Source organism: Streptosporangium sp. NPDC048886 (genome assembly GCF_055586905.1).
Genome location: NZ_JBVJHH010000011.1, coordinates 210,803 through 232,664, shown reverse-complemented (window position 1 = coordinate 232,664; position 21,862 = coordinate 210,803). Strand labels below are relative to the sequence as shown.

Below are 21,862 nucleotides of genomic sequence, written 5' to 3'. Positions count from 1 at the left end.
CCAGCGCATGACAGCGCTGTGCGCGGGGTTGGCCTGCCTCATCGCGGCGGCCCCGGCCGCGTCCTCCCCGCGGGAGGCCACCTCGGCCGCTCTACGGCAGAGCGCCTCGGGCGGCGTCTCGGCAGCCGCCTCGGCGGAACGTGGCAGCGGGGGCGGGACCTACACCAATCCGGTCAGCGGCGGTTTCGCCGACACCTTCGCCGACCCCGCGATCATCCGGGGCGAGGACGGCTGGTGGTACGCCTTCGGTACCAGCGATCCCCTGCGCGAGGGGGAGAGGAGTGCCCACCACCTGCCGATCTCCCGGTCACGTGATCTGGTCTCCTGGAGCCACGTCGGTGACGCCTTCACCGCCCAGACCCTGCCCACGTGGGCCGACAGGGCGGCGGGCGCGAGTCTGTGGGCGCCCGACATCCGCCGCGTGAACGGCCGCTACCGGCTGTACTACGTCGTCACCCAGACCACCGTCACCCCGGAGCGCAACGACAACGCGATCGGGATGGCCACCGCCCCCACTCCGGCAGGCCCCTGGACCGACTCGGGGGCACCCGTCGTCGGCCCGCGCAGGGGCGGGGGCCCCGACGACTTCAAATGGACCTTCGATCCCAGTCATGCCGTCGACACCGACGGGACCGAATACCTTGTCTATGGCTCCTACTACGGCGGGATCCACATCACACGGCTCGACGCCACGGGTGGCCGGGCGGTGGGCGACCCCACCATGATCGCCATCGACAACCGCTTCGAGGGCGGCTACCTCCTGCGCCGCGGCGGCTACTGGTACCTGTTCGCTTCCTCCGCTGACTGTTGCGCGGGCCCGGCCACCGGCTACAGCGTCTACGCCGGCCGTTCCCGCGCCATCACAGGGCCCTATCTCGACCGCGAGAGCACGCCGCTCAACACCTCACGGGCCGGCGGCACGATCGTCATCGCACCGAACGGCAACCGCTGGGTGGGCACCGGACACAACGCCGTGGTGACCGACCCGGCCGGGCAGGACTGGCTGGCCTACCATGCCATCGACCGAGACGATCCCTATCTCGACGAGCCGTTCGGCATCAACGAGCGGCCGATGCTGATCGACCGGCTGGATTGGATCGGCGGGTGGCCGACCGTCCGGGGCGGGGCGTGGGCGTCGGAGGAGCCGCAGCGGGCGCCGGGCGTGGCCACGGGGCGCAGGCCCGTGCGCGACCCGCGCCCGGGGCCGCTGGACCGTGCCCGGAGCGATGAGTTCGACGGTGCGGACCTGCAGCAGGGATGGACCTGGGTCCGCGCTCCGCAAGGACGCCTCGGCGGCGGCGCGCTCCGCTGGCCGACGCAGGCCGCCGAGCTCAACCGGGAGGACAACACCGCCTCGGTGCTCCTACGTGGGGTGCCCGAAGGCGACTGGACCGCCGAAACGAAGCTCCGCATCGACCTGGGCACGGACACGGTCCGCAACTACCAGCAGGCCGGTCTGATCGCCTACGGCGGCGACGACCTCTACGCCAAGCTCGTGCATGCCGCCATCTGGAACACCCGCCAGACCGAGTTCGGCAAGGAGATGCCCTATGCCGGTCGGATCGCCTACGGCGGCACGATCGTCGGGCCGCCCGCCGATACGACGTGGCTGCGCCTCGTCCACCGCGTCGACCCGCGCAACGGCGAGCACGAGCTGCGCGCGGCCACCAGCCGCGACGGGAAGTCGTGGATCTTCGGCGGCGTGTGGACGATGCCCGCGGAGACGGACCTGCGTGTCGGGCTCATCTCCCTGGGGGGTGCCGGAGCCACGGCCGAGTTCGACTACTTCCGCCTCTACCGGCGCTGACGGCACCCGCCTCACACAAGCCCGGACCGAGGGTCATCAGCGTGCTGCGGGCGCGTTCAGCTGGGCCATCAGGGTCTGGTTGTCCTCGATGTGCCAGTCCTCGACGATGCGGTCACCGCCGACGTGCTGGATGTCGATGGCGTTGAACTCCACCTTCTGGCCGTGCCCCTCCTTGCCGTCGAAGGTGCCGGTGAAGTGACCGCGGAAGACCAGCCGTGCGGTGATCTTGTCGCCGGTCACCAGCAGGTCCGACAGCTCGCAGGTCAGGTCGGGTACGGCGGCGCGGAAGTTCTTGGAGGCGGACGCCGGTCCGGCCGGGCCCTGCGGGCGGCCCTCGGGCAGGGTGTTGTCCCGGAAGTTCGGGCTGACGGAGGCGTGCAGATACTTGGCCTGGCCGGTGTTCCAGAAGGTGTAGAGCTGCTGGGCCAGGTGCACGGCGGTACGGGCCCGGCGGGTGCCGATGGAGCGATCCACGGTGATGTGCTTGGGGCGCACGAGGTCGTGGGACCGGTCGACCAGGCTCCATGCCCACCGCTGGTCGGAATGCGCGGAGTGGGGCCGCGGAGACGCGGAGACGCCGGCCTGAGCTGCCGCGGCGACTCCGGTGGAGAGGCAGGCCGTGGTCGCGGCGACTGCGATGACACGCTTGAAAACGGACATGGTGCACACACCTTCGAGATGAGTGAGATTGAGATGAGGTCCGAGTCCGGGATCGGCTGATCCGGTGCTGACCGGGTAGGGGTCAGATCTGGCGGAGGGCTCCGCCGTCGACGGCCCACTCGGCGCCGGTGACCTGTGCCGTCAACGGTGACAGCAGGAAGGCGATGACGCGGGCGACATCCTCGGGGGTGCCGAGCCGCGCGGTGGGCAGCCGCCGTACCTGGCCGACGAAATGCTCGATCGCCTGCTCGCGGTCCAGGCCGAACTGCTCGGCGAGCTGGTCGGCGAATCCGCCCGGAGCGTCCCACAGCCGGGTGCGGGTCGGCCCCGGGGAGACGACGTTGGAGCGGACCCCGTCCCGGCCGTACTCGACGGCCAGGGTCTTCGACACCGACAGCAGCGCGGCTTTGGCCGCCGCGTAGTCCACCAGCGGCATGTCCGGCAGCCGGGCCGCCTCGCTGGTCACGTGCACCAGACTGCCGCCCTGGCGCAGCAGGGCGGGCAGGACGGCCTTGGTCATCCGGACCGCGGTGTGCAGGTTGAGGTCGAAGGTGGCCTTCCACTGTTCGTCGGTCACCTGCAGGAACCCGGTACGGGCGTCAAGACCGCCGAGGTTGTTGACCAGTCCGTCGATGCGGCCGTGCCGTTCCAGCACGGCATCGGCGATCCGCCGCGCGGACTCCGGTTCGGTGAGGTCGGCCGCGATCCCCACGACCGTGGGCGCGAGCCGCTCCAGCCCTCGCGGGTCACGCGCGACGCCGACGACCGTGGCCCCTTCGGCTGCCAGCAGGGCCACCGCCGCCTTGCCGATGCCCGCGGAGGCTCCCGTCACGATGACGACGGCATCGTCGAGCTGTAGATCCATGGTGGGTGCTCTCCTCGCGTGGGTCAGACGAGACGGCCGCCGCCGTCGACGTGCAGAACGGTGCCGGTGACGTACGGGCTGGTCAGCGTGTAGATGACCGCCTGCACCAGGTCGTCGACGGTTCCGACCTGGCGGGCGGGGTTGCGCTCGGCCACGCCGCGCAGGAACGCCGCCTTCTCCGATCCCATGCGGTCCCAGGATCCGGTGTCGACGATGCCGGGGGAGATCGCGTTCACCCGCACCGGCGCCAGTTCCACGGCCAGCGCCTGCACCAGGAACGACAGCGCCCCGTTGGTGGTGGCCATCACCGCCCGCTCCGGAGCGGGCCGCCAGGCGGCCACCCCCGAGAAAAAGGTGAACGAGCCCTCCTCGCGTACCCGCGGGGCCAGATGCTTGGCCAGCAGCAGCGGGCCGATCACTTTCGCGGAGAACGCCCGCTGGATGTCCTGGAGATCGAGCTCCGTCACCGGCCCGTTGGCGTGCATCGCCGCGGTGGACACCAGATGCTGGAAATTGCCGACCTCGGCGGCCAGATTCGCGATGGAGCCCTCGTCCGTCAGATCGACCGGCGTCACCTGTGCCGGGCCGGCGAGCTCACCGGCGGTCCATTCGAGCTTGCGCGGGTCCGGCCCGGCCAGCACCAGATCGGCACCCGCGGCTGAAGCCGCCCGGGCGAGGGCGCGGCCGGTATGGGAGCCTGCCCCGACGATCACCAGCCGCTGCCCGGCAAGAACGTCTGTGACAGTCATGATGGTTCTCCTTGGCTTTTCAAAGGGATATGTCGCCCGAATGGCGACACATCGACTCTGCGCGACCCGCATCAATAAGTCCAAGGCTTACTTTTCATTACTGCGATAACATTTGTTCATGGCAACGCTGCGGCAGCTCGAATACCTGATCACGGTGGTCGACACCGGCTCCTTCACCCATGCGGCTGAGCTGCTCCACGTCACCCAGCCAGCGCTGTCGCACCAGATCCGCGCGCTCGAGAAGTCCGTCGGAGGAACGTTGCTCGAGCGCCTCCCTCGCTCGGTCCGGCCGACTCCGATGGGTCGGGCGATGTTGCCGTACGCCCGCGCCGCCCTCGCCGACGCCGACCGCGCCCGCACCGCCGCCCGCCAGGCCGGCGGCCTGGAGGCAGCCGAACTGCACGTCGCGACGCTCTATTCGATCACCCTTGGCGTCCTGCCCGCCGTGCTGCGCGCCTGGCGCCGGCAGTATCCGAGCAACCAGGTACGCCTGTTCGAGCACCGGCACGCTGACGAACTCGCCGCCGCGATGGCCGCCGGGCAGGCCGACCTGGCCATCGGGCCGCCGCCTGCGCATTGGGACGGACCGATCCGGGAGATCGGCATCGAGGAGTTCGTCATCGTGGTCGCCGCCGACGATCCGCTCGCCGCCACCGGTCAGGCCCATCTCGACCTGGGGGCGCTGGCCGACTGCGCCTGGGTGCACTACGCACCCGGCAACGGCCTGGCGGAAGTTCTCGACCAGGCGTGCGCGGTGGCGGGATTCCAGCCGCGCGCCGCGATCCGTACCGAACAGAGCGCGGCCGCGCCCCTGCTCGCCGCGGCCGGTCTCGGGCCCGCCCTGGTCCCCGCCAACAGCATTCCCGCCGGATTCGACGGTCGTCTCCTCCGCCCGCGGCCCGCCATCCGCCGGCCCCTGGCCGCCTACACCCGGACCCGCCCCGACGCCCTCACCACCGCCTTCACCCGAACCGTCACCGAGCACGCCTGCGTCTTCCCCCAGCACGTCCAGGCTCTCCTCGAAGCCGACGTCGCGGCACCGGTCACAGCGCTCCACCTGATCCGTCACTCGGAGGAAAAGGGCTGAAAGCTGCCAGGAGGAGGGCCGGGAGACGTCGTCGCCCCCGATGGCAGGTCGCCGGCGGCAACGGTGCCGCGTACCCGGCGCCCGGTCGGGGAGGCCGTGCCGTCAGCTCCGCGGTGGAGCGGACCGCGCCTGCCGGCCGCCGGGCAGTTCCACCGTGGGCCAGGCGGCGGCGTAGCGCGGTGGCCGCGCGTCCTCGTAGATCACGATCAGTCGACCGCTGAAGATCGTCAACGCGACCGGTCGAGCGGATGCCGAAGGATCGTCGCGACACCTTCGGCGGGTGTCGTGCCCGAGATCATCAGGGCCGTCACACCGGGGGCGGGTCACGGGTGCCTTCGCGCACGCCGGCGTCGGAGCGCCCCGTTCCGTCGTGGAATCGGCCGATCACTGTGATGGACTCATGTCCGGAACCGACAATCATGCTATGAGCTCATCTCGGCATGACCACGCCCTGCCCCCCTCCCGCGTCCAGGAGGTCGCCGACGGCGTCTACGCCTACATCCAGCCCGACGGGAGCTGGTGGATCAACAACACCGGCTTCCTGGTGGGACGGCGCGGAGTGATCAGTGTGGACTCCTGCTCCACCGAGCGGCGCACCCTGGCCTACCGCGAGGCCATCAGGTCGGTCACCGACCGGCCGGTCACGACATTGATCAACACCCATCACCACGGTGACCACACCTTCGGCAACTACGCCTTCCCCGAGGCGACGATCGTCGGGCACGAGCGGACCCGGGAGATGATCCTGGCCGAGGGGATCCCGGAATACCGCACCCTGGCCTGGACCCCGGTCGACTGGGGCGACCTGGAGGCCTGCCCGCCGTTCCTCACCTACACCGACGGGGTGACCGTCCACTCCGACGAGCTGCGCTGCGAGGTCCGCCACGTCGGCGGCCCGGCGCACACGACCAACGACTCGATCGTGTGGATCCCCGAGCGGTCGCTGCTGTTCGCCGGCGACCTGGTGTTCAACGGCGGCACCCCGTTCGTGATGATGGGCTCGGTCCAGGGGTCGATCGCGGTCCTCGACCGGCTCCGGGAGCTGAACGCCGAGACGATCGTGCCCGGCCACGGCGGGGTGTGCGGGCCCGAGGTCATCGACCGCGTGCAGGGATACCTGCGGTTCGTGATGGCCACCGCCGAGCTCGGCCGGGCGGCCGGCCTGTCGCCGCTGCAGGCGGCGCGCGAGGCCGACCTCGGCGAGTACGCCGGGCTGCTCGACCCCGAGCGCATCGTCGGCAACCTGCACCGGGCCTACGCCGAGCTGGACGGCCTGCCTCCGGGGGAGCCGATCGACCTCGTCGCCGCGATGCTGGAGATGGTCGAGTTCAACGGGGGCAGGCCGCTGACCTGCCTGGCCTGACGGCGGTCACCCGACGGTGCGGGCGGTGACGGCCTGACCGCCTCCGGGCCGGGCGGCCCGGCCGGGCCGCCCGGCGCCGGGCTCAGGACAGGTGGCGCGCCCACCATTCGAGGACGGCCTCGAAACGCTGGCGGCGGTGCCGGGGACGGCCGCTCCGGCTGAGCTCGTGGCCCTCGCCGGGGAACAGCAGGAACTCGGCCGGCACGCCGTTGCGGCGCAGCGCGACGAACATGCGCTGGGCCTGCTCGACCGGGCAGCGCCAGTCCTCCTCGGAGTGGACCACCGCGAACGGCAGGTTGATCCGGTCGGCGTGGTAGAGCGGGCTCATCGCGCGCTGGACCTCGGGGTCGGGGCCGCAGTACGCCTCGGCGAAGAACCAGCCGATGTCGGAGGAGCCGGTGAAGGAGTCCCAGGCGTTGACCGCCCGCTCGCTCCAGGCCGCCCTGAACCGCGCTCCGTGGTGGGCGGCCAGCCAGCTCGTCATGAACCCGCCGTAGGAGCCGCCCATCACGCCGACCCGCTCGCCGTCGCACTCGGGCCGGGCCAGCGCCGCGTCCAGCAGGGCCAGCACGTCGTCGGCGTCCACGGTGCCGAAGGCGCCGATCACCGACTGGCCGTGGGCCTGGCCGTACCCCGCCGAGCCGCGCGGGTTGGGCAGGACCACCGCGTATCCGGCGGCGGCGTAGACCTGGGTCTCGTCCAGGAAGCCCCAGCCGTGCTGGTGGAACGGGCCGCCGTGCACGTTCAGCAGGACCGGGTGCGGCCCCTCGCCCTCCGGCAGGGCCAGCCAGCCGTGGACCGGGTAGCCGTCGGCGGAGACGGCGGTGATCTCCTGGAGCGGGCGGATCCCGGCCAGCGACCCGCAGAAGTCCGTGAGCGTCCCGTCCGGGGTGACCACCTCGCCGGGGCTCTCCGGGGTGGACACCACCGCGATGACCTGCCCGCCGTAGGAGGTGAACGCCTTGACGGCCGCCCGCTCGCCCAGGACGAGGGGGAGCTTCTCCAGCGGGCCGTCCTGGATGCCGGAGGGGACCAGCCGGAGTTCGACCGCGCCGCGCACCCGCACCGTGACCAGGACGCCGTCCTCGGCCGCGACGGGGGTCATCGGCTCGATGTCGACCGACTCCTCCTCGGTCAGCCGCACCCCGGCCGCCGGCTCGCCGCCGATCACCAGGGGAGCGCGGTAGAGGCCGGTGTTGCGGGCCACCGCGTGGATGCCGGAGAAGGCGCTGCCGAGGTAGAGCACCTCCCCGCCGGGCAGTGCGACGGGGTAGCCGGCCGATCCGGCGCTGCGCACCACCAGGACCGGCGTCCCGCCGGCGGCCGGCACCGCGTACAGGTCGGTGTGCAGGGACTCGCCGTCCAGGTCGCGGGCGGCCGAGACCAGCACGTGCTCGCCGTCGAGGGTCCAGCTCGGGAAGTTGACGTCGTAGGGCCCTTCGGTGAGCTGCACCGGCTGCGGGATGTCGGCCAGGGCGTTGACCACGAACAGGGCCGGCCGGCGGTCCAGGGTGAAACCGACGCCGTCGTGCCGGTAGCGGAACCCGGTGATGCGGCGCGGCGCCTCGGCCGCGGCGCTGACGTCCTCCTCGGTGCCGTAGCGGCCGTTCTCGGGGACCCGGGCGACGAAGGCGATCCGGCGGGAGTCGGGGGCCCAGACCGGCGCGCCCGCGCCGAGCGGCAGATCGGTGACCGGGCGCGCCTCGCCGCCGCCGGTGGGCATCACGTGGAGCTGCGGCCTGCCGCCGCCGCTCGCGCGCAGGAAGGCCACCCAGGCTCCGTCGGGGGAGATCTGGGGCGCGCTGTCGTGGTCGCCGAAGGTGAACTGGACGGGCGGGCCGTCCTGGGGGAGCCGCCACAGGCCCCCGCGGTAGGCGTCGGCCTCCAGGTCGGGGCGGGACACGTCGACGAGGATGAGATCCTCGTGAAGGGTGACGCTGCCGGGGACGTGCAGCAGGGCGAGATCTTCTGGACGCATGCCCAGGGACGTTATCACCGTATTAATCGTCTTTTATGGGACGCAAGCGTGGTTTGTACACACAGAAGATGCCGCGGGCCTACAGGAGGGTGAGCCCGCCGTCCACGGCGAGGACCTGGCCGGTGACGTAGCTCGCCTCGTCCGACAGCAGGAAGGCCGTCACCTTCGCCACCTCCCAGGCGGTGCCCTGGCGGCCCATCGGGATCATCACCTGGCCGCGGTGCTCCCAGAGCTTGGCCGCGTCCCGGCCGAGCGGAGTGTCGATCAGGCCGGGGGCGACCAGGTTCGCCCGGACCCCGCGGCCGGCGCCCTCCAGCGCGACGTGCCTGGCCAGGCCCACCAGCCCTGCCTTGGAGGCGTCGTAGGCGGGGATCAGGCTGCCCGGCCGCAGTCCGGCCACCGAGCCGATGAACACGATCGAGGCGCCGGGGCCGAGCAGCGGCAGCGCGCCCCTGCAGACCAGGAAGTGGCCGCGCAGGTTGACCGCGAACACCCGGTCCCAGTCGGCGGCGCCGGTCCCCGCCAGGGCCAGCCCGGAGCCGATCGCGGCGTTGAGCACGACGCCGTCCACCGCGCCCGCCCGTCCGGCCAGCGCCTCGCAGGCGTCCCCGTCGGCGAGGTCCACGGCGACCACCTCGGCCCGCCCGCCCTCGCGGCCGATCCACGCGGCCGTCTCGGCGGCCGCGTCCTCGTCCACGTCCGCGCAGACCACCGCGGCGCCCTGCCGGGCGGCCTCGACCGCGATCGCCCGCCCGTTCCCGACCGGCGCCTCCGGGTCGGAGGACGGCCGGGTGCCCGCCCCTACGACGAGCACACGTCTACCTACCAAGCGACCGTTCACAGGCGTGATGGTAGTAAGTAACCTCTGATCTGTGAATCCCCGAGTCGAGCCCCTGCCCCCCGAGCAGTGGGACGGGTTCCTCACCCGCGTGGTCGAGGGCACCGGTCCCTACAACGTCTTCACCACACTGGCCCGTCACCCCGCGCTGTTCCAGGCGTGGATCGGGTTCGGCGCGGCGCTGCTGTACGGCACGCTGCCCGCCCGCGACCGGGAGCTGGCCGTCCTGCGCACCGCGCACCTGCGCGGGAGCGCCTACGAGTGGGCCCAGCACGTACGGCTGGCCCGGGAGGCGGGGCTCTCCGAGGCCGAGATCGAGGCCGTCCGCGGCCACGGGCACGAGTGGGCAGCCGACGACCGGCTGGTGCTGGACGTGGCCGAGGAGATGCACCGGTCCGGAGATCTCGCCGACCGGACGTGGCAGGCCCTGTGCACCCGCTACGACGAGCCCGGCCGGATCGAACTGGTCATGCTCGTCGCCCACTACGACATGCTCGCCGTGGTCCTGAACACCCTGCGGGTCCCCCTGGAGGAGTCCCCGGGGGACGCCGCCGCGACGTCCGCCGGCCACGCGCCCCCGCGGCTCCCCCCGGCCGTCGGGGGGTGAGGCCGGGAGGGCGCGCTCTCACCTCGACGGCACGATCATCGTGACGCCGGGGACGGAGCCGAGCGCGGCGAGCGCGGGACCCGCCTCGTCGAGGCCGATGGTGCGGGTGACCAGCAGGTCGGGGCGGAGCAGCCCGCCGGCGACCATCTCCAGCATCGCCGGGTAGGCGTGGGCGGCCATGCCGTGGCTGCCGAGGAGTTCGAGCTCGTGGGCGATCACCCGGTTCATCGGGAGCGAGGTGAGGCCGGGGAGCAGGCCGATCTGGACGTGGCGGCCCCGGCGGCGCAGGCTCTCGATCGACGACGCGCACGTCCGCGGGCTGCCGAGCGCGTCGATCGAGACGTGGGCCCCGCCGCCGGTCAGGTCCCGGACGCGCGCGGCGACGCCGGCCCCGGCGTCGGCCCCCTCGGCGTCCCGGGCGGGCGGAGCGGGCGCGGCGCCGCCGGCCCGCCCGGCCGGGGCGTCCGGCGGGACGGCGGGGGCACCGGGCGAGGCCGCGCTGACGCAGGCCGCGGCGCCGAACCGCCGGGCCAGCTCCAGGGCCTGGGGGGAGACGTCCACGGCGACCACCCGGGCGCCCGCGGCGGCGGCGATCATCACGGCGGACAGGCCGACGCCGCCGCAGCCGTGCACCGCCACCCACTCGCCGGGCCGTACGCGGCCGACCGTCACCACGGCGCGGAAGGCGGTGGCGAAGCGGCAGCCCAGGCTCGCGGCGGTGGGGAAGGCCATCTCCTCCGGCAGCCCCACCAGGTTCACGTCGGCGTTCTCGATCGCCACGTATTCGGCGAAGGAGCCCCAGTGGGTGAACCCCGGCTGGGTCTGGCGCTCGCAGACCTGCTGGTCGCCGGCCGCGCACGCCGCGCAGCGCCCGCAGGCGCAGACGAACGGGACCGTCACCCGGTCGCCGGGCCGCCAGGCGCCGACCCCCGCCCCCACGGCCTCCACGACCCCGGCCAGCTCGTGTCCGGGCACGTGCGGCAGGACCCGGATGTCCGGATCGTGGCCCTGCCAGCCGTGCCAGTCGCTCCGGCACAGGCCGGTCGCCTCCACGCGGACCACCGCCCCGCCGGGCGGCGGCCCGGGGGCGGGCACCTCCCGGACCCGCAGATCGGCCCCGAAGGCGTCGAAGACCACCGCTCGCACTCGCACACTCCTCTGACCGGCACGGTCCGCCTGTCTCGGCGGCCCCCGCAGCATCTCAGCATCCGCGGGGCGTCATGGGAAGGAGCGCCGGATACGCCGTCCGGGCCGTCACTTGACGCACGGACTGATTAGAACCCTCGGCTGGGGACAGAGGGAGGGGGCAGGCAGGCCAACGGATCGGATGGTGAGATGGGTCAGCAACTCGACAAGGACCGATTCTCCGAGGCGGACTTCGCCCGCTTCGGGGAACGGCTGGCAGAGCAGCTCGGCGCGCTCCGCGGGCTGCTGGCCAGACCGGGCTTCGGTGACGGGCCCGCGACTGTCGGGGCCGAGCTGGAGATGTTCCTCATCACCCCTGAGGGCCGGCCGCTGCCGCGCAATCACGAGGTGCGCGCCGCCGCCGACGACGGCCGGATCGTGCCGGAGCTCGGCCGGTTCAACCTGGAGGTCAACCTGACCCCGCTGCCGCTCGCCGGGCGCCCCTTCAGCGCCCTGGTCCGGGAGCTGCGCGAGACGATGGCCCTGGTGGACGCGGCGGCGGCGACGCAGGGCGGCCAGGCCCTGGCGATCGGCATCCTGCCCTCGCTGAGCGAGTTCGACTTCACCCACGAGGCGCTCAGCGACGAGGGCCGCTACCGGGCGCTGGCCCGGGGCATGCGGCGGCTGCGCACCGAACCGTTCCGGGTCCGGATCGAAGGGGTCGAAGAGCTGGAGCTGGAGGTCGAGGGGGTGATCCTGGAGAGCGCCAACACCTCCTGGCAGGTCCACCTCCGCACGGCCCCCGCCGACTTCGCCCGCGTCTACAACGCCGCCCAGCTCGCCACCGGCCCGGTCCTCGCGGTCAGCGGCAACTCGCCGGGCTTCCTGGGCCGGCGGCTGTGGGAGGAGACCAGGATCGCGCTGTTCGAGGAGTCGGCCGACGACCGTGACGTGGAACGGCCCGAGCGCAGGGACCGGCGGGTGGCCCTCGGCTCCGGATGGGTGCGCAGCGCCGAGGAGATGTTCGAGACGTGTGTCCGCGACTACGAGCCGGTGCTGCCGATGACCTCTCCGCCGGGTCCGCAGGCGGAGGGGGAGGCGCCGGAGCTGGCCGAGCTCCGGCTGCACCAGGGCACGGTCTGGCAGTGGAACCGGCCGATCTACGACCCGGCGGACGGTGGCCACCTGCGGGTGGAGATGCGCGCCCTGCCGGCCGGGCCGACCCCCGCCGACATGGCGGCCAACGCCGCCTTCCTGCTGGGGCTCACCTCGGCCATGTCGGCCGAGCCGGTCGAGGAGTTCCCCTTCGCCGCGGCCTACCGCAACTTCTACCGGGCCGCGATCCACGGCCTGGACGCGCCGATGGCCTGGCCGGGGCTGGGAGAGGAGATCCCGGCCGCGCGGCTGGCCCTGGAGCTGCTGCCCGTCGCCAGGGCCGGGCTCGAACGGATGGGCGTCGACCCGGCCGAGGCGGACTGGACGCTGGACATCATCCGGGAGCGGGTCAGGCTCCGCCGTACCGGCGCGATCTGGCAGCGCGAGGCCCTGGGCGGCCTGGGTGGCGATCCGGCGGCCCGGGCCCGCATGGTGACCCGCTACCGGGAGCTGTCGCTCACCGGGGAGCCGGTGCACACCTGGCCCATATGATCAGAAAAGGGATCCGAATCCCGGCATACTCATGAACTCCACATCTTGATCCGCCCGCCCGGGCGCGACCGGAGAAGGAGAACCCCCCCATGAGCGGGATGACGGCCGTAGCGGCGGAGCCCTTCCAGTTGAGGCGGGACGGCGGCGACTACGGGGCCGGGGTCCGGGCCCTGGAGAAACACCTCAAGCGCGTGCCCCTCGACACCGTGCTGGCCAAGGCCAACCGCGTCGCGGTCCGGAAGGGCTCCACCGGCGCCGGGGCCTTCGGGACGATGAGGCCCCGGCCGGTGGACTGGTACTGCTTCGAGGCGTCCGACAACGCCGTCCGCGAGTGGTATCCCCAGGGGCTGACCTGTGCCTCCGACGCCGGGATCGGCGCGGGCGTGTACGTGGTGAGCTGGTACTACAAGCCGGAGACGGGGGCCGAGCGGGGAGTGCGCCTGTCCTTCCTCGACACCGCGACGCTCCGCTACCGGCACGTCCTGCTGGTGCGGGCCCGCGCCGACGGCGACATCGCCCCGATCAACATCCACGCCGGCGGCATCGCGTGGTACGGCGGCCTGCTCTACGTCGCCGACACCACCCGCGGCATGCGGGTCTTCGACACCCGGCACATCTTCGAGGTGGACGGGGACGACAAGACCACGATCGGCCGCAAGGGCGGGGTGCACAACGCCTTCGGCTACCGCTACGTGATGCCGCAGACCGGCGCCTGGACCTCGGCCGGCGGAGCCCTGTTCTCCTTCGCCGCGATCGACCGCACGACCCCGACCGACACCCTGATCTCCGGCGAGTACGTCGACGCCCCCGGCGCGACCGGCCGGGTGGCCCGCTGGCCGCTGGAGTCCGACGGCTCGCTGCGCGCCGACGGCGGCGTCGCCTCCGCCCTGGACGCCTACCGCCTGCCCGCGGCCAGGATCCAGGGCGCGCTCTCCCACGAGGGCACCTGGTATCTCAGCCAGGCGGCGGGCGCCTCCAAGAACGGCACCCTGATCGTGGTCGGCGACACGCTCGCCAGGCGCCCCTACCCGGTGGGCCCTGAGGACCTCACCTGCGTCCGAGACAGCCGGACGCTGTGGAGCGTCACCGAGTTCGCGGGCCGCCGCGTGATCTACGGCGTGCCGTTGTAGGGCGCCTCAGTGCAGCGACCCGCCGACCAGGCGGAGGTCGTCGCCCACGGAGACGGCGGCGGTCACGATCGCCGTCAGCGCCTCGGCGGCCACGGCCACCGGCATGGACGGCCCGGCCTGGCCGAGCACCTGCCCCGGGGCGTACGGCACGTGCACGAAGCCGCCGCGGACCTTGGGCCGCTCGGTGGCGATCAGGTGCATGAGGCCGTAGAAGACGTGGTTGCACACGAACGTCCCGGCGCTCTGCGACACGCTCGCCGGGACCCCGGCCGCCCGGGCCGCCGCCACGCAGGCCTTCACCGGCAGCGTGGCGAAGTAGGCGGCGGGGCCGCCGCGCACCACCGGCTCGTCGATCGGCTGCCGTCCGGCGTTGTCCGGGATGCGGGCGTCGTCGAGGTTGACGGCCACCCGCTCCACCGTGACGTCGGGCCGCCCCCCGGCCTGCCCCACGCAGACGACCACCGTGGGGTCGTGCTCCAGCACTGCCGCGCGCAGGTGCTCCAGCGCCTGGCCGAACACGCACGGCAGCTGTACGGCCCGCACCCCGGGCACCAGCGCGACAGCCTCCCACGAGGGGTTGACCGCGGCGCCGTCGAACGGCTCGAAGCCGGTGAGCAGGACCGTCATCGCCGGCCCGCCGGGAGGGCGCAGGCCGGGGTGCCGCCGGGCAGGCGGTGGCGGTTGGCCGAGACGAGTCGGTAGACCCCCTGGGCCGCCCAGCGCAACGGCGGCATCCGCAGGAGGAGCCCCGGCAGGCTCCACGGCGGGCCGGCGGCGATCAGGAGCCTGGCGACCGCCTGCGCGCCGCCGTACACCCGGCCGCGCTCGACCCAGAGAACCTCGTGGTCGGCGCGCTCCCGCGTGGTGCCGAGCGCGGCCAGGTCGGCGCGCTGCCAGGGCGTGGCACGGGCCCGCAGCCCGATCCGGCGCTCGGCGAAGCGGACGCTCGCCGTGCAGAACCCGCAGTCGCCGTCGTAGAGCAGCACCGGTTGTTCCCTCATGGGACAGACCTTACCCAGCCGCTCCGATCACGACCGCGGGACCAGGGTGACGGCGACGGGGCGGTGGTCGGAGTGGTGGACGTCCGGGTTGGCCGGGTCCTCGCCGTCGAAGCCCGGGGTGACCAGCACGTGGTCGATCTGCTCGGCCGGCACGCCCACCCCGGCGACGGTCGACAACGGCCTGGCCGGGGCGATGGGGTCGGTCAGGCCGGAGCTCATGAGCACCCGCCAGGCCGGGTCGGCGGGCTCGAGGTTGAGGTCGCCGGCCACGACCACGGGGCGGCCTCCCCGCGCGGCGTCCTCGACGATCCGCCCGAGCTGTTCCACCTGGTCGAGCTCGCGCCAGCCGGGCGGCGGCTGCAGATGGGTGGCGATCACGGTGATGTCCCGGTCCCGCCACCTCACCCCGACCTCCAGCGCCTGCGCCCCGGTCGGGCCGCCCTGGACGAGCACGTGGTTGCGGACCGAGGTGACCGGCAGATCGGTCAGGAGCGCGTCGCCCCACACCTCGTCGGCCGCCGGAGCCCACAGGTAGCGCATGCCGAGCCGTTCGGAGATCAGCCGGACGCCGTCGTGGCCGCCGTTGAGCAGCCAGCCCCGGTCGGCCTCGCCGAGCACGACCACGTGCGGTCGCAGCGCCCTGAGGGTGTCGGCCTGCTGCTCCAGCGACAACCTGCCGGGCAGGCCGTACCCCATCCGGATGTTGTAGGCCGCCACCCGCAGCCCGTCGCCGGGCGGCTCCCATCTCGGCGCGCTCCCCTGCCAGAGGGGGACGGCCGCCACCAGCGCGGCCGCGGCGGCGCCGGCGGCCGGCAGCCGCCGGCCGTAGGAGCCCCGGGGCAGGCCCGTGCTGCCGGCCGTGCCCAGCGCGACCAGGAGCGCCGCGCAGCCGGGCACCCACCGGTTGGGCAGGTAGAGGTCGTAGGCGGCGTAGTAGCCGAAGACGAGCACGACGAACAGCAGCATGCCCCCGGCCGCGGCCAGGCCGCGCCGGAGCGGTCGGTCGGGGCCGGAGGTCGCCGCCGCGTGCGCCAGGCAGGCCCCCAGCGCGACCTGGCCGATGATCTGGGCGGCGATCGTCCAGCCGGGGGCCACGCCGTGGACGCCGTCCACAGTGGCCCTCCCGGCCGCGAACGCCGCGGCGGAGGCGGCCAGGGCGACGGCGGGCACCAGCGGGCGCCGGAGCAGCGGCTGCGCGGCGGGCGCCGCCGACACCACCGCGAACCCCGCCACGACCGCGGCCACGCCCGCGGCGGCGAGCGGTGCGGAGGAGCCGGCCGCGGCCTGGGCGTGCGCGGTGTTGCCCGTGTACAGGCCCCACAGCAGCAGCGCGGGGCCGATCGTCAGCCAGGCGCGCGGAGCGCCGGAGTGCTCCTCCTCGGCGGGCCGGGGCCGCAGCAGGAAGATCCCGAACAGCGCGAGTTCGGCCACCAGCGGCAGCCAGGGGAGCGGGCCGGGCCGCCACATCAGGTCGATGCCGTCCAGCGCCGCGTGGGTCACCGTGGCGGCCGCCAGCCCGGTGATCACCCCGGCCATCGCGGGCCGGGCGTCCTGGGCGGCCGCCGCGGTGGCCACCAGCCAGACCAGCCCGGCCAGCAGGCCCGCGCTCGCCAGGTAGAGCTGCGCGTCGCCGCCGGAGGTCGGCTGCAGTGCCAGCCGGGCCAGGAGCAGCAGGAGGCCGGCCCCGGTGGCCAGCAGCCGCGGTGGGACGGACCGGGCCAGCGGGACCGCGAGGAAGGCCGCCAGGAACCAGGAGACGGCGTACAGGCCCATCATCTCCGCGGGCGTGCTGCCCGCCCGGCCGAACAGTGTGATCAGCGACGGCAGGAAGACGCGGAGCACGTCGGCCAGCACCAGCACACCGAGAGCGACGTCCAGGCGGATCCGCATGCCACCTCCAAGGAATGTGAGCCATCCTCGCTTCCTTGGGGGGCTGTGACAAGGCCCGGCAACCCCGTGGCGGCGGCCAGGGGCCCGGCCCGGACGGCGGGACGCGCCCGGCGGCACTCGACGGCCGCGGAGCGCCCCGGCGGGGACGGACCCCCGCGGACGCGCGACTCACCTCCGGGTGGTCGCCGTCATCCGTCCAGATGCCGGAAGGCCTCGTGGGCGGAGCGGACGCTGTCGCGCAGCGCCCGCTCCAGCTGGTCGGCGTCCTCGGCCAGGCGGCCGATCTCCGGCACGGACTGCGCGTCGGCGCCGCTCTCGGCCAGGAGCTCCTCGTAGCGGGGGAGCCGGGCCCGCAGCAGCTCGATCTGGTCGTGGGCGCGCAGCGCGCGGTCGGCCTCGGAGACGTGGCGCGCGTAGCGCTCCAGGGCCTCCACCCGGGCGACGACGGCGGCCTCGCTGGCGGCCAGCGCCCGCTCCAGCGGCGCCATCGCGGCCGCCACCTCCGGCGTGCTCCCGCCGCGGGCCAGGTCGTGGTGTTCGGTCCGCAGCGCCGACAGCTTGGCCAGCAGCCGGGCGATCTCCCACTCCTGCGCCGGCAGCATCACCGCGTTGCGCACGTCGTCGAGCATGCCCATGGCGTTGACCCGGGAACCGAGGATGTGGCCGACCGCCTGACGGGTCCGGTCGAGGAGCGGGCCGGCGCCGTGGTCGAAGTCCTCGGGCAGCAGATAGCGGCCCTCGTACCACCGGGCCTGCTGGTAGAGCTCGTCGCCGGCCTCCTCCCGGCCCTCCGGCTCCAACGGCTCGCGCAGGACCAGCTGGCCGATGAGGACCACCACGACGATCAGCGCGAACACGTAGAAGAACTTCCCCCCGGCGTCCCTGAGGAGCACGCTCACCAGGGAGAGCGCCGAGATCGCGCCGCCTATCCGCAGTGCGCGGACCAGCGGGCGCGAGCCGCCCGGCCGGGGCTCGGGCCGCCAGCCGGCGCGGATCCGCGACAGCGCCCGCCCGTGCCGGCGGAACAGGTCGGCGACGTCCGCGGGCACCTCCGGATCGACGATCACCCGCTGCGGGCGCCCGTCCTCTCCCATGCTTTCCAGTTCATAGCTGTTCAGGTCGCCCGTCCAGATAGCGGAAGGCCTCGTGGGCGGAGCGGACGCTGTCGCGCAGCGCCCGCCGGAGCTGGGCGGCGTCCTCGCTCAGGTTTCCGATCTCCGGCGCGGAGAACCTCGCCGCGCCCGTCTCGGCGACGAGCTGCTCGTATTCGGGCAGGTGGGCGAGGAGCGCGTCGATCTGGCCCTGGGACCGCAGCGCGCGGTCGGCCTCGGAGACGTGGCGCGCGTAGCGCTCCAGGGCCTCCACCCGGGCGACGACGGCGGCCTCGCTGGCGGCCAGCGCCCGCTCCAGCGGCGCCATCGCGGCCACCACCTCCGGGGTGCTCCCGCCGCGGGCCAGGCCGCGGTGCTTGGCCCGCAGCGCCGACAGTTTGGTCAGCAGCCGGGCGATCTCCCACTCCTCGGCCGGCAGCATCACCGAGTTGCGCACGCTGTCGAGCATGCCCATGGCGTTGACCCGGGAGCCGAGGATGTGGTCGATGGCCCGCTGGACCCGGCCGAGCAGCTCCCTGGCGGGATAGTCGAAGTCCTCCAGGACCAGGTAGCCGCCCTTGTACCACTGCGCGTGCCGGTGCAGGACGCGCTCGACGGCGTCGTGCGGGGCCGGCTTCCTGGCGACGTAGACGCAGGTGAGGACCACGAGATAGATGCTGGCCAGGATCAGCAGGAACGCGATCGGCAGGCCGGCGATCGTGGCGATCGCCGCCATGCCCCCCGTCACGGCGAGGGGCGCCACGATGGCCGACGGGAGCCGGGAGGCGTTCTCCGGCGCCGGGCTCCACCCGGCCCGGAAACGGGAGAGCAGTGGTCCGTTCCGCCGGAGGAGGTCGGCGACGTCCGCGGGCACCTCCGGATCGACCACCACGCGCTGCACAGGCTGGCCCCCTTCACCACACGGTCAAACGAACATAGCGATTAACCGGTTTCACGTCATGCGTCCCTCTATGTTGCCTCTTTACGGCGATGTGTCGTGTGCCGAAAGAATGATCGTGATGATCCGTGGTGGGCGGGCCACTCCGGACCGGACCGGTCCGTCCGCCGGAGAGGACGCCGGAACAGAAAGATCCCCAGGCCGGAGACCTGGGGATCTTGATGGTGGACGATACAGGGATTGAACCTGTGACCTCTTCCGTGTCAGGGAAGCGCTCTCCCGCTGAGCTAATCGTCCTCGGGTGAACCAGAGCGGAAGACGGGATTCGAACCCGCGACCCTCACCTTGGCAAGGTGATGCTCTACCACTGAGCCACTTCCGCGTGTCTGCGTCGGGTCTCCCCGCCGCGGCACGTGCGCTACTTTACCGGATCCTTGAGACTCCGATGTCCGTGCACTGAGGTGGAGACGGGATTTGAACCCGTGTACACGGCTTTGCAGGCCGTTGCCTCGCCTCTCGGCCACTCCACCAGTCAGATCCCGGAGGACCTGCTGGAGCGGAAGACGGGATTCGAACCCGCGACCCTCACCTTGGCAAGGTGATGCTCTACCACTGAGCCACTTCCGCGTGATCCCCGGAAACGTCTCCGGGGCACGAGAAAACTCTAGCGCCTCCGGGACGCGGATGTGCGCAACCGGGCTCCCCGCCGGAGGTCTTCCTTGGTGATCACCTGCACGTCGGCGGCCCGCACGAACATGATCCGGTGGCCGAACTGGATCTGGCGGTAGCGGGCCTCACCCCTGACGATCCGGTGCGCGGCCGGGTCGAAGGTGCCCGCCCGCAGGTAGGCGGCACGGGTCGTCATGCCCAGGCTGTAGAGCTGCCCGGCCGGGAAGGAGTACTGCAGCGGGACCAGCTCCTGCCGCGGGACGCCCCTGGGGTAGGCCGACGCCTCGGGGTAGGCCCTGCCGTACACCTTGACGGGGGCGTGACCGGGCTTGGGCGTCACCAGCGGGCCGGAGGCGGGGACGGACGTGCGGGCGTCCGCGGGGTCGTGGAACCACGCCTTCTGCCCGAGATACCAGATCGCCGTCCAGTCGCCCCTGCGCTCGGCGAGCGCGTAGCGCTGACCGGCGGAGGCGCGGGCGGCGTGGTCGTAGACGCTGTAGGTGGAGGCGCCCGCCGGATGTTTGCCGATGTCCTTGACCAGCGGGGCCTCCTCGGAGGGGTGGCTGTGCAGCCAGACCGAGGAGGCGCCCCGCGGGGGACACTCGCCGGACTTGCCGCAGCCGGTGAAACGCGGCTGGTTGAGGGCGTAGTCCGGCTTGATCAGCACCGAGCGCGCGGCGGGGTCGGCGGAGCCGGTCAGCGGGCTGCCGAGCAGCTCGAAGTAGTGGCCCCAGTCCCAGTAGGGGCCGGGGTCCTGGTGCATGCCGCGCACGGTCGCCGGGGTGGTGCCCGGCACGTTGTCGTGGCCGATGATGTGCGCGCGGTCCAGGGGCACGCCGTATTCGCGCGCGAGGTGGGCGACCAGCTTGGCCGAGGCGAGATACATCGCCTCGGTGTACCAGGCGCCCTTGGCCAGGTAGCCCTCGTGCTCCAGGCCGATGGAGCGGGTGTTGACGTACCAGTTGCCCGCGTGCCAGCCGATGTCGGCGGCCCGCAGGTGCTGGGCGATGTGGCCGTCGCCGGAGCGCAGGGTGAAGTGCCAGCTCAGGTAGGTGGGGTCCTTGGTCAGCCGGGTTATGGCGTCGTAGCTGGTCTCCCCGTCGTGGATGACGATGTAGTCGATCCGGCGGGGGCCGTCGTAGCGGTCGTGGTTGCCGTAGCCGCCTTTCCTGAGCCGCTGGTAGGCGGCCGGCATCCATTCGCAGGAGACGGTGGGCGGGCAGTCGGGCGCGGGCGCCGACGCGCGGCGCAGCCCGGCCGGGGCGGGCGGCCGCCACGGGGACAGGCCCGGGACGGCGGGCAGGATCATCCGCTCGCCGTCGTCGGTCACGCGGGCCGCGCCGGCGCGGATCGTCGCGTAGACCTCGTCGGCGAAGAAGCGTGCCGCCCCGGCGTCCGCCGTCCCCGGGTAGCGGGCCACCGCGCCGTACCAGTCCGCCGGGTCGGCGCCCGCCGGTCCGCCGGCCCGCCGCTGGAGGTCGGCCAGCAGCGCCGCGCCGCCCTGGATGTTGGCCGCCGGGTCCCGGCGCAGCCGGGCGGGGGCGATCCCGGTCAGCTCCGCCGCCCGGCGCAGGGTGTCCGGGGGCGGGACCGCGGCGGTGGCCGGGAGGGCCGCGGGCGGGTGGGGGCGGCTCTCGTCGCCGCGCGGGTCCTGCCCGCGGTGGCCGCGGCGCCCCGGATCGGCCCGGACGTCGACCAGGTGCATGGGACCGTAGCCGGCCGAGACGCTGGGCAGCCCGTGGTTGGCGTCCCAGCGGGACTCCAGGTAGGAGACCGCGAGCAGCACGCTCTCCGGCACCCCGTAGGTCCGGGCCGCCCGGGCGAAGGCCGCCTGCCTGCCCTCCTGATCCTGCCCGGCCGGGGCCGGCTCCTCGGCGGCGGGCGCCGGAGTTACGGCGGGCGGAGTCCGCACGAGGGGCGGGGCGCCGCCGGGCGCGGGCGTTGCGGCGGCCGGGGCCAGTGCGGTGAGGGTGGCGACGACGGTGATCCCCGGCAGACGGCGCATAGTGATTCCTCCCGACCGCATGACTACGAAGAGTTATTCGAGGTTACCGACTGTCTCGCGATCGGGGCTGCTTTAGGTCGTCCGGGACGATCCTTGCCCGAAATCGGGCAGAAAACTTGGTGAAGGGCGTCGATGCTGCGTATGGTCCTGCTCTGTGTCCACGGCATGGCATCCGCATGAGGATCTGATTACCCACCTGACCCGGACGAGCGCGCTCGGTCCCGGGGAGGCGGCGCGGGTGGTGGCGGACGTGCTGGCCTACTTCTCCGAGCCCGTCGAGGACTTCGTCCGGCGGCGCCACGGCGAGCTCAAGGCCAAAGGGCTGGTCAACGACGAGATCTTCCCCCGGATCGCCGCCGAGATCACCTCCCGCCGTGTCGCGGCACCTGAACTCTCCCTGCGCCAGCTGCGCCGGATCGTCTACGGGTAAGGATCGGTCAAATGTGCGGAAT

The 21,862-nt window shown here is 73.2% G+C and carries 19 protein-coding genes and 4 tRNA genes; 7 read left to right on the top strand and 16 right to left on the bottom strand.

The window, feature by feature from the left end:
* The first annotated feature begins 7 nt into the window (after positions 1 to 7).
* Complete coding sequence (locus ACZ6R6_RS16265) at positions 8 to 1,807, top strand: glycoside hydrolase family 43 protein (protein ID WP_470093994.1); 1,800 nt, start codon at positions 8 to 10, stop codon at positions 1,805 to 1,807.
* Between the two features lie 36 nt (positions 1,808 to 1,843).
* Here the strand turns inward: ACZ6R6_RS16265 and ACZ6R6_RS16260 are convergent, their stop codons facing one another.
* The 3 genes from ACZ6R6_RS16260 to ACZ6R6_RS16250 all read right to left on the bottom strand — a co-directional run bounded on the left by ACZ6R6_RS16260 (position 1,844) and on the right by ACZ6R6_RS16250 (position 4,081).
* A complete protein-coding gene (locus tag ACZ6R6_RS16260) occupies positions 1,844 to 2,467 on the bottom strand; it encodes an ester cyclase (protein ID WP_470093993.1) in 624 nt (207 codons plus the stop codon).
* A gap of 82 nt (positions 2,468 to 2,549) precedes the next feature.
* A complete protein-coding gene (locus ACZ6R6_RS16255; RefSeq protein ID WP_470093991.1) occupies positions 2,550 to 3,332 on the bottom strand; it encodes an SDR family NAD(P)-dependent oxidoreductase in 783 nt (260 codons plus the stop codon).
* Positions 3,333 to 3,355: 23 nt separating this feature from the next.
* Positions 3,356 to 4,081, bottom strand: coding sequence for an SDR family oxidoreductase (locus ACZ6R6_RS16250; RefSeq protein WP_470093989.1), 726 nt, complete (start codon positions 4,079 to 4,081; stop codon positions 3,356 to 3,358).
* Between the two features lie 118 nt (positions 4,082 to 4,199).
* On the opposite strand from ACZ6R6_RS16250, the gene ACZ6R6_RS16245 reads away from it, so the two are divergent.
* The gene (locus ACZ6R6_RS16245) at positions 4,200 to 5,168 is read left to right on the top strand and encodes a LysR family transcriptional regulator (RefSeq protein ID WP_470093987.1); all 969 of its coding nucleotides are present in this window, start codon (positions 4,200 to 4,202) and stop codon (positions 5,166 to 5,168) included.
* A gap of 424 nt (positions 5,169 to 5,592) precedes the next feature.
* Complete coding sequence (locus tag ACZ6R6_RS16240; protein ID WP_470093985.1) at positions 5,593 to 6,531, top strand: MBL fold metallo-hydrolase; 939 nt, start codon at positions 5,593 to 5,595, stop codon at positions 6,529 to 6,531.
* Positions 6,532 to 6,613: 82 nt separating this feature from the next.
* Here ACZ6R6_RS16240 and ACZ6R6_RS16235 read toward each other — a convergent pair whose 3' ends face one another.
* Together ACZ6R6_RS16235 and ACZ6R6_RS16230 are read right to left on the bottom strand one after the other, a co-directional pair.
* Positions 6,614 to 8,509, bottom strand: a complete 1,896-nt coding sequence (locus ACZ6R6_RS16235; RefSeq protein ID WP_470093983.1) for a S9 family peptidase — start codon at positions 8,507 to 8,509, stop codon at positions 6,614 to 6,616.
* A gap of 79 nt (positions 8,510 to 8,588) precedes the next feature.
* Positions 8,589 to 9,350: an SDR family NAD(P)-dependent oxidoreductase gene (locus ACZ6R6_RS16230; protein WP_470093981.1), complete on the bottom strand. Its 762-nt coding sequence runs from the start codon at positions 9,348 to 9,350 to the stop codon at positions 8,589 to 8,591.
* 31 nt (positions 9,351 to 9,381) lie between these two features.
* On the opposite strand from ACZ6R6_RS16230, the gene ACZ6R6_RS16225 reads away from it, so the two are divergent.
* Positions 9,382 to 9,954 (top strand): carboxymuconolactone decarboxylase family protein, encoded by a 573-nt coding sequence (locus ACZ6R6_RS16225; RefSeq protein WP_470093979.1) that lies wholly within the window; start codon positions 9,382 to 9,384, stop codon positions 9,952 to 9,954.
* Positions 9,955 to 9,972: 18 nt separating this feature from the next.
* On the opposite strand, the gene ACZ6R6_RS16220 is transcribed toward ACZ6R6_RS16225, so the two are convergent.
* Entirely contained in the window at positions 9,973 to 11,100 is a 1,128-nt protein-coding gene (locus tag ACZ6R6_RS16220; protein WP_470093978.1) for a zinc-binding dehydrogenase, read from the bottom strand.
* Positions 11,101 to 11,289: 189 nt separating this feature from the next.
* Here ACZ6R6_RS16220 and ACZ6R6_RS16215 point away from each other — a divergent pair, with 189 nt between their 5' ends.
* Positions 11,290 to 12,726, top strand: a complete 1,437-nt coding sequence (locus tag ACZ6R6_RS16215; protein ID WP_470093976.1) for a glutamate-cysteine ligase family protein — start codon at positions 11,290 to 11,292, stop codon at positions 12,724 to 12,726.
* An 89-nt stretch (positions 12,727 to 12,815) separates the two neighbouring features.
* Positions 12,816 to 13,856: a hypothetical protein gene (locus ACZ6R6_RS16210; RefSeq protein WP_470093974.1), complete on the top strand. Its 1,041-nt coding sequence runs from the start codon at positions 12,816 to 12,818 to the stop codon at positions 13,854 to 13,856.
* A gap of 6 nt (positions 13,857 to 13,862) precedes the next feature.
* On the opposite strand, the gene pcp is transcribed toward ACZ6R6_RS16210, so the two are convergent.
* From pcp to ACZ6R6_RS16160, 10 genes are all read right to left on the bottom strand, one after another.
* Positions 13,863 to 14,483, bottom strand: a complete 621-nt coding sequence (gene pcp / locus ACZ6R6_RS16205; RefSeq protein ID WP_470093972.1) for a pyroglutamyl-peptidase I — start codon at positions 14,481 to 14,483, stop codon at positions 13,863 to 13,865.
* The gene (locus ACZ6R6_RS16200; RefSeq protein ID WP_451931135.1) at positions 14,480 to 14,857 is read right to left on the bottom strand and encodes a thiol-disulfide oxidoreductase DCC family protein; all 378 of its coding nucleotides are present in this window, start codon (positions 14,855 to 14,857) and stop codon (positions 14,480 to 14,482) included. The genes pcp and ACZ6R6_RS16200 overlap by 4 nt, the downstream gene beginning before the upstream one ends.
* A gap of 27 nt (positions 14,858 to 14,884) precedes the next feature.
* Positions 14,885 to 16,747, bottom strand: coding sequence for an endonuclease/exonuclease/phosphatase family protein (locus tag ACZ6R6_RS16195; RefSeq protein ID WP_470093970.1), 1,863 nt, complete (start codon positions 16,745 to 16,747; stop codon positions 14,885 to 14,887).
* 188 nt (positions 16,748 to 16,935) lie between these two features.
* A complete protein-coding gene (locus ACZ6R6_RS16190) occupies positions 16,936 to 17,841 on the bottom strand; it encodes a hypothetical protein (protein ID WP_470093968.1) in 906 nt (301 codons plus the stop codon).
* A gap of 10 nt (positions 17,842 to 17,851) precedes the next feature.
* The gene (locus ACZ6R6_RS16185) at positions 17,852 to 18,739 is read right to left on the bottom strand and encodes a hypothetical protein (protein WP_470093966.1); all 888 of its coding nucleotides are present in this window, start codon (positions 18,737 to 18,739) and stop codon (positions 17,852 to 17,854) included.
* A gap of 219 nt (positions 18,740 to 18,958) precedes the next feature.
* Positions 18,959 to 19,033 (bottom strand) — tRNA-Val (locus ACZ6R6_RS16180).
* A gap of 13 nt (positions 19,034 to 19,046) precedes the next feature.
* Positions 19,047 to 19,118 (bottom strand) — tRNA-Gly (locus ACZ6R6_RS16175).
* Positions 19,119 to 19,195: 77 nt separating this feature from the next.
* Positions 19,196 to 19,266: transfer RNA gene (locus tag ACZ6R6_RS16170), tRNA-Cys, on the bottom strand.
* A gap of 22 nt (positions 19,267 to 19,288) precedes the next feature.
* A tRNA-Gly gene (locus tag ACZ6R6_RS16165) sits at positions 19,289 to 19,363 on the bottom strand.
* Between the two features lie 37 nt (positions 19,364 to 19,400).
* The gene (locus ACZ6R6_RS16160) at positions 19,401 to 21,410 is read right to left on the bottom strand and encodes an N-acetylmuramoyl-L-alanine amidase (protein ID WP_470093964.1); all 2,010 of its coding nucleotides are present in this window, start codon (positions 21,408 to 21,410) and stop codon (positions 19,401 to 19,403) included.
* A gap of 154 nt (positions 21,411 to 21,564) precedes the next feature.
* Here ACZ6R6_RS16160 and ACZ6R6_RS16155 point away from each other — a divergent pair, with 154 nt between their 5' ends.
* Positions 21,565 to 21,840: a hypothetical protein gene (locus ACZ6R6_RS16155; protein ID WP_306868430.1), complete on the top strand. Its 276-nt coding sequence runs from the start codon at positions 21,565 to 21,567 to the stop codon at positions 21,838 to 21,840.
* Positions 21,841 to 21,862 lie beyond the last annotated feature (22 nt).

What these genes read in the sequence shown, in the direction of transcription:
- ACZ6R6_RS16200 (WP_451931135.1), bottom strand. Translation starts at nt 14,857, where the DNA reads ATGAGGGAACAACCGGTGCTGCTCTACGACGGCGACTGCGGGTTCTGC.
- ACZ6R6_RS16265 (WP_470093994.1), top strand. Translation starts at nt 8, where the DNA reads ATGACAGCGCTGTGCGCGGGGTTGGCCTGCCTCATCGCGGCGGCCCCG.
- ACZ6R6_RS16260 (WP_470093993.1), bottom strand. Translation starts at nt 2,467, where the DNA reads ATGTCCGTTTTCAAGCGTGTCATCGCAGTCGCCGCGACCACGGCCTGC.
- ACZ6R6_RS16235 (WP_470093983.1), bottom strand. Translation starts at nt 8,509, where the DNA reads ATGCGTCCAGAAGATCTCGCCCTGCTGCACGTCCCCGGCAGCGTCACC.
- ACZ6R6_RS16250 (WP_470093989.1), bottom strand. Translation starts at nt 4,081, where the DNA reads ATGACTGTCACAGACGTTCTTGCCGGGCAGCGGCTGGTGATCGTCGGG.
- ACZ6R6_RS16160 (WP_470093964.1), bottom strand. Translation starts at nt 21,410, where the DNA reads ATGCGCCGTCTGCCGGGGATCACCGTCGTCGCCACCCTCACCGCACTG.
- ACZ6R6_RS16240 (WP_470093985.1), top strand. Translation starts at nt 5,593, where the DNA reads ATGAGCTCATCTCGGCATGACCACGCCCTGCCCCCCTCCCGCGTCCAG.
- pcp (WP_470093972.1), bottom strand. Translation starts at nt 14,483, where the DNA reads ATGACGGTCCTGCTCACCGGCTTCGAGCCGTTCGACGGCGCCGCGGTC.
- ACZ6R6_RS16190 (WP_470093968.1), bottom strand. Translation starts at nt 17,841, where the DNA reads ATGGGAGAGGACGGGCGCCCGCAGCGGGTGATCGTCGATCCGGAGGTG.
- ACZ6R6_RS16210 (WP_470093974.1), top strand. Translation starts at nt 12,816, where the DNA reads ATGAGCGGGATGACGGCCGTAGCGGCGGAGCCCTTCCAGTTGAGGCGG.
- ACZ6R6_RS16245 (WP_470093987.1), top strand. Translation starts at nt 4,200, where the DNA reads ATGGCAACGCTGCGGCAGCTCGAATACCTGATCACGGTGGTCGACACC.
- ACZ6R6_RS16255 (WP_470093991.1), bottom strand. Translation starts at nt 3,332, where the DNA reads ATGGATCTACAGCTCGACGATGCCGTCGTCATCGTGACGGGAGCCTCC.
- ACZ6R6_RS16215 (WP_470093976.1), top strand. Translation starts at nt 11,290, where the DNA reads ATGGGTCAGCAACTCGACAAGGACCGATTCTCCGAGGCGGACTTCGCC.
- ACZ6R6_RS16195 (WP_470093970.1), bottom strand. Translation starts at nt 16,747, where the DNA reads ATGCGGATCCGCCTGGACGTCGCTCTCGGTGTGCTGGTGCTGGCCGAC.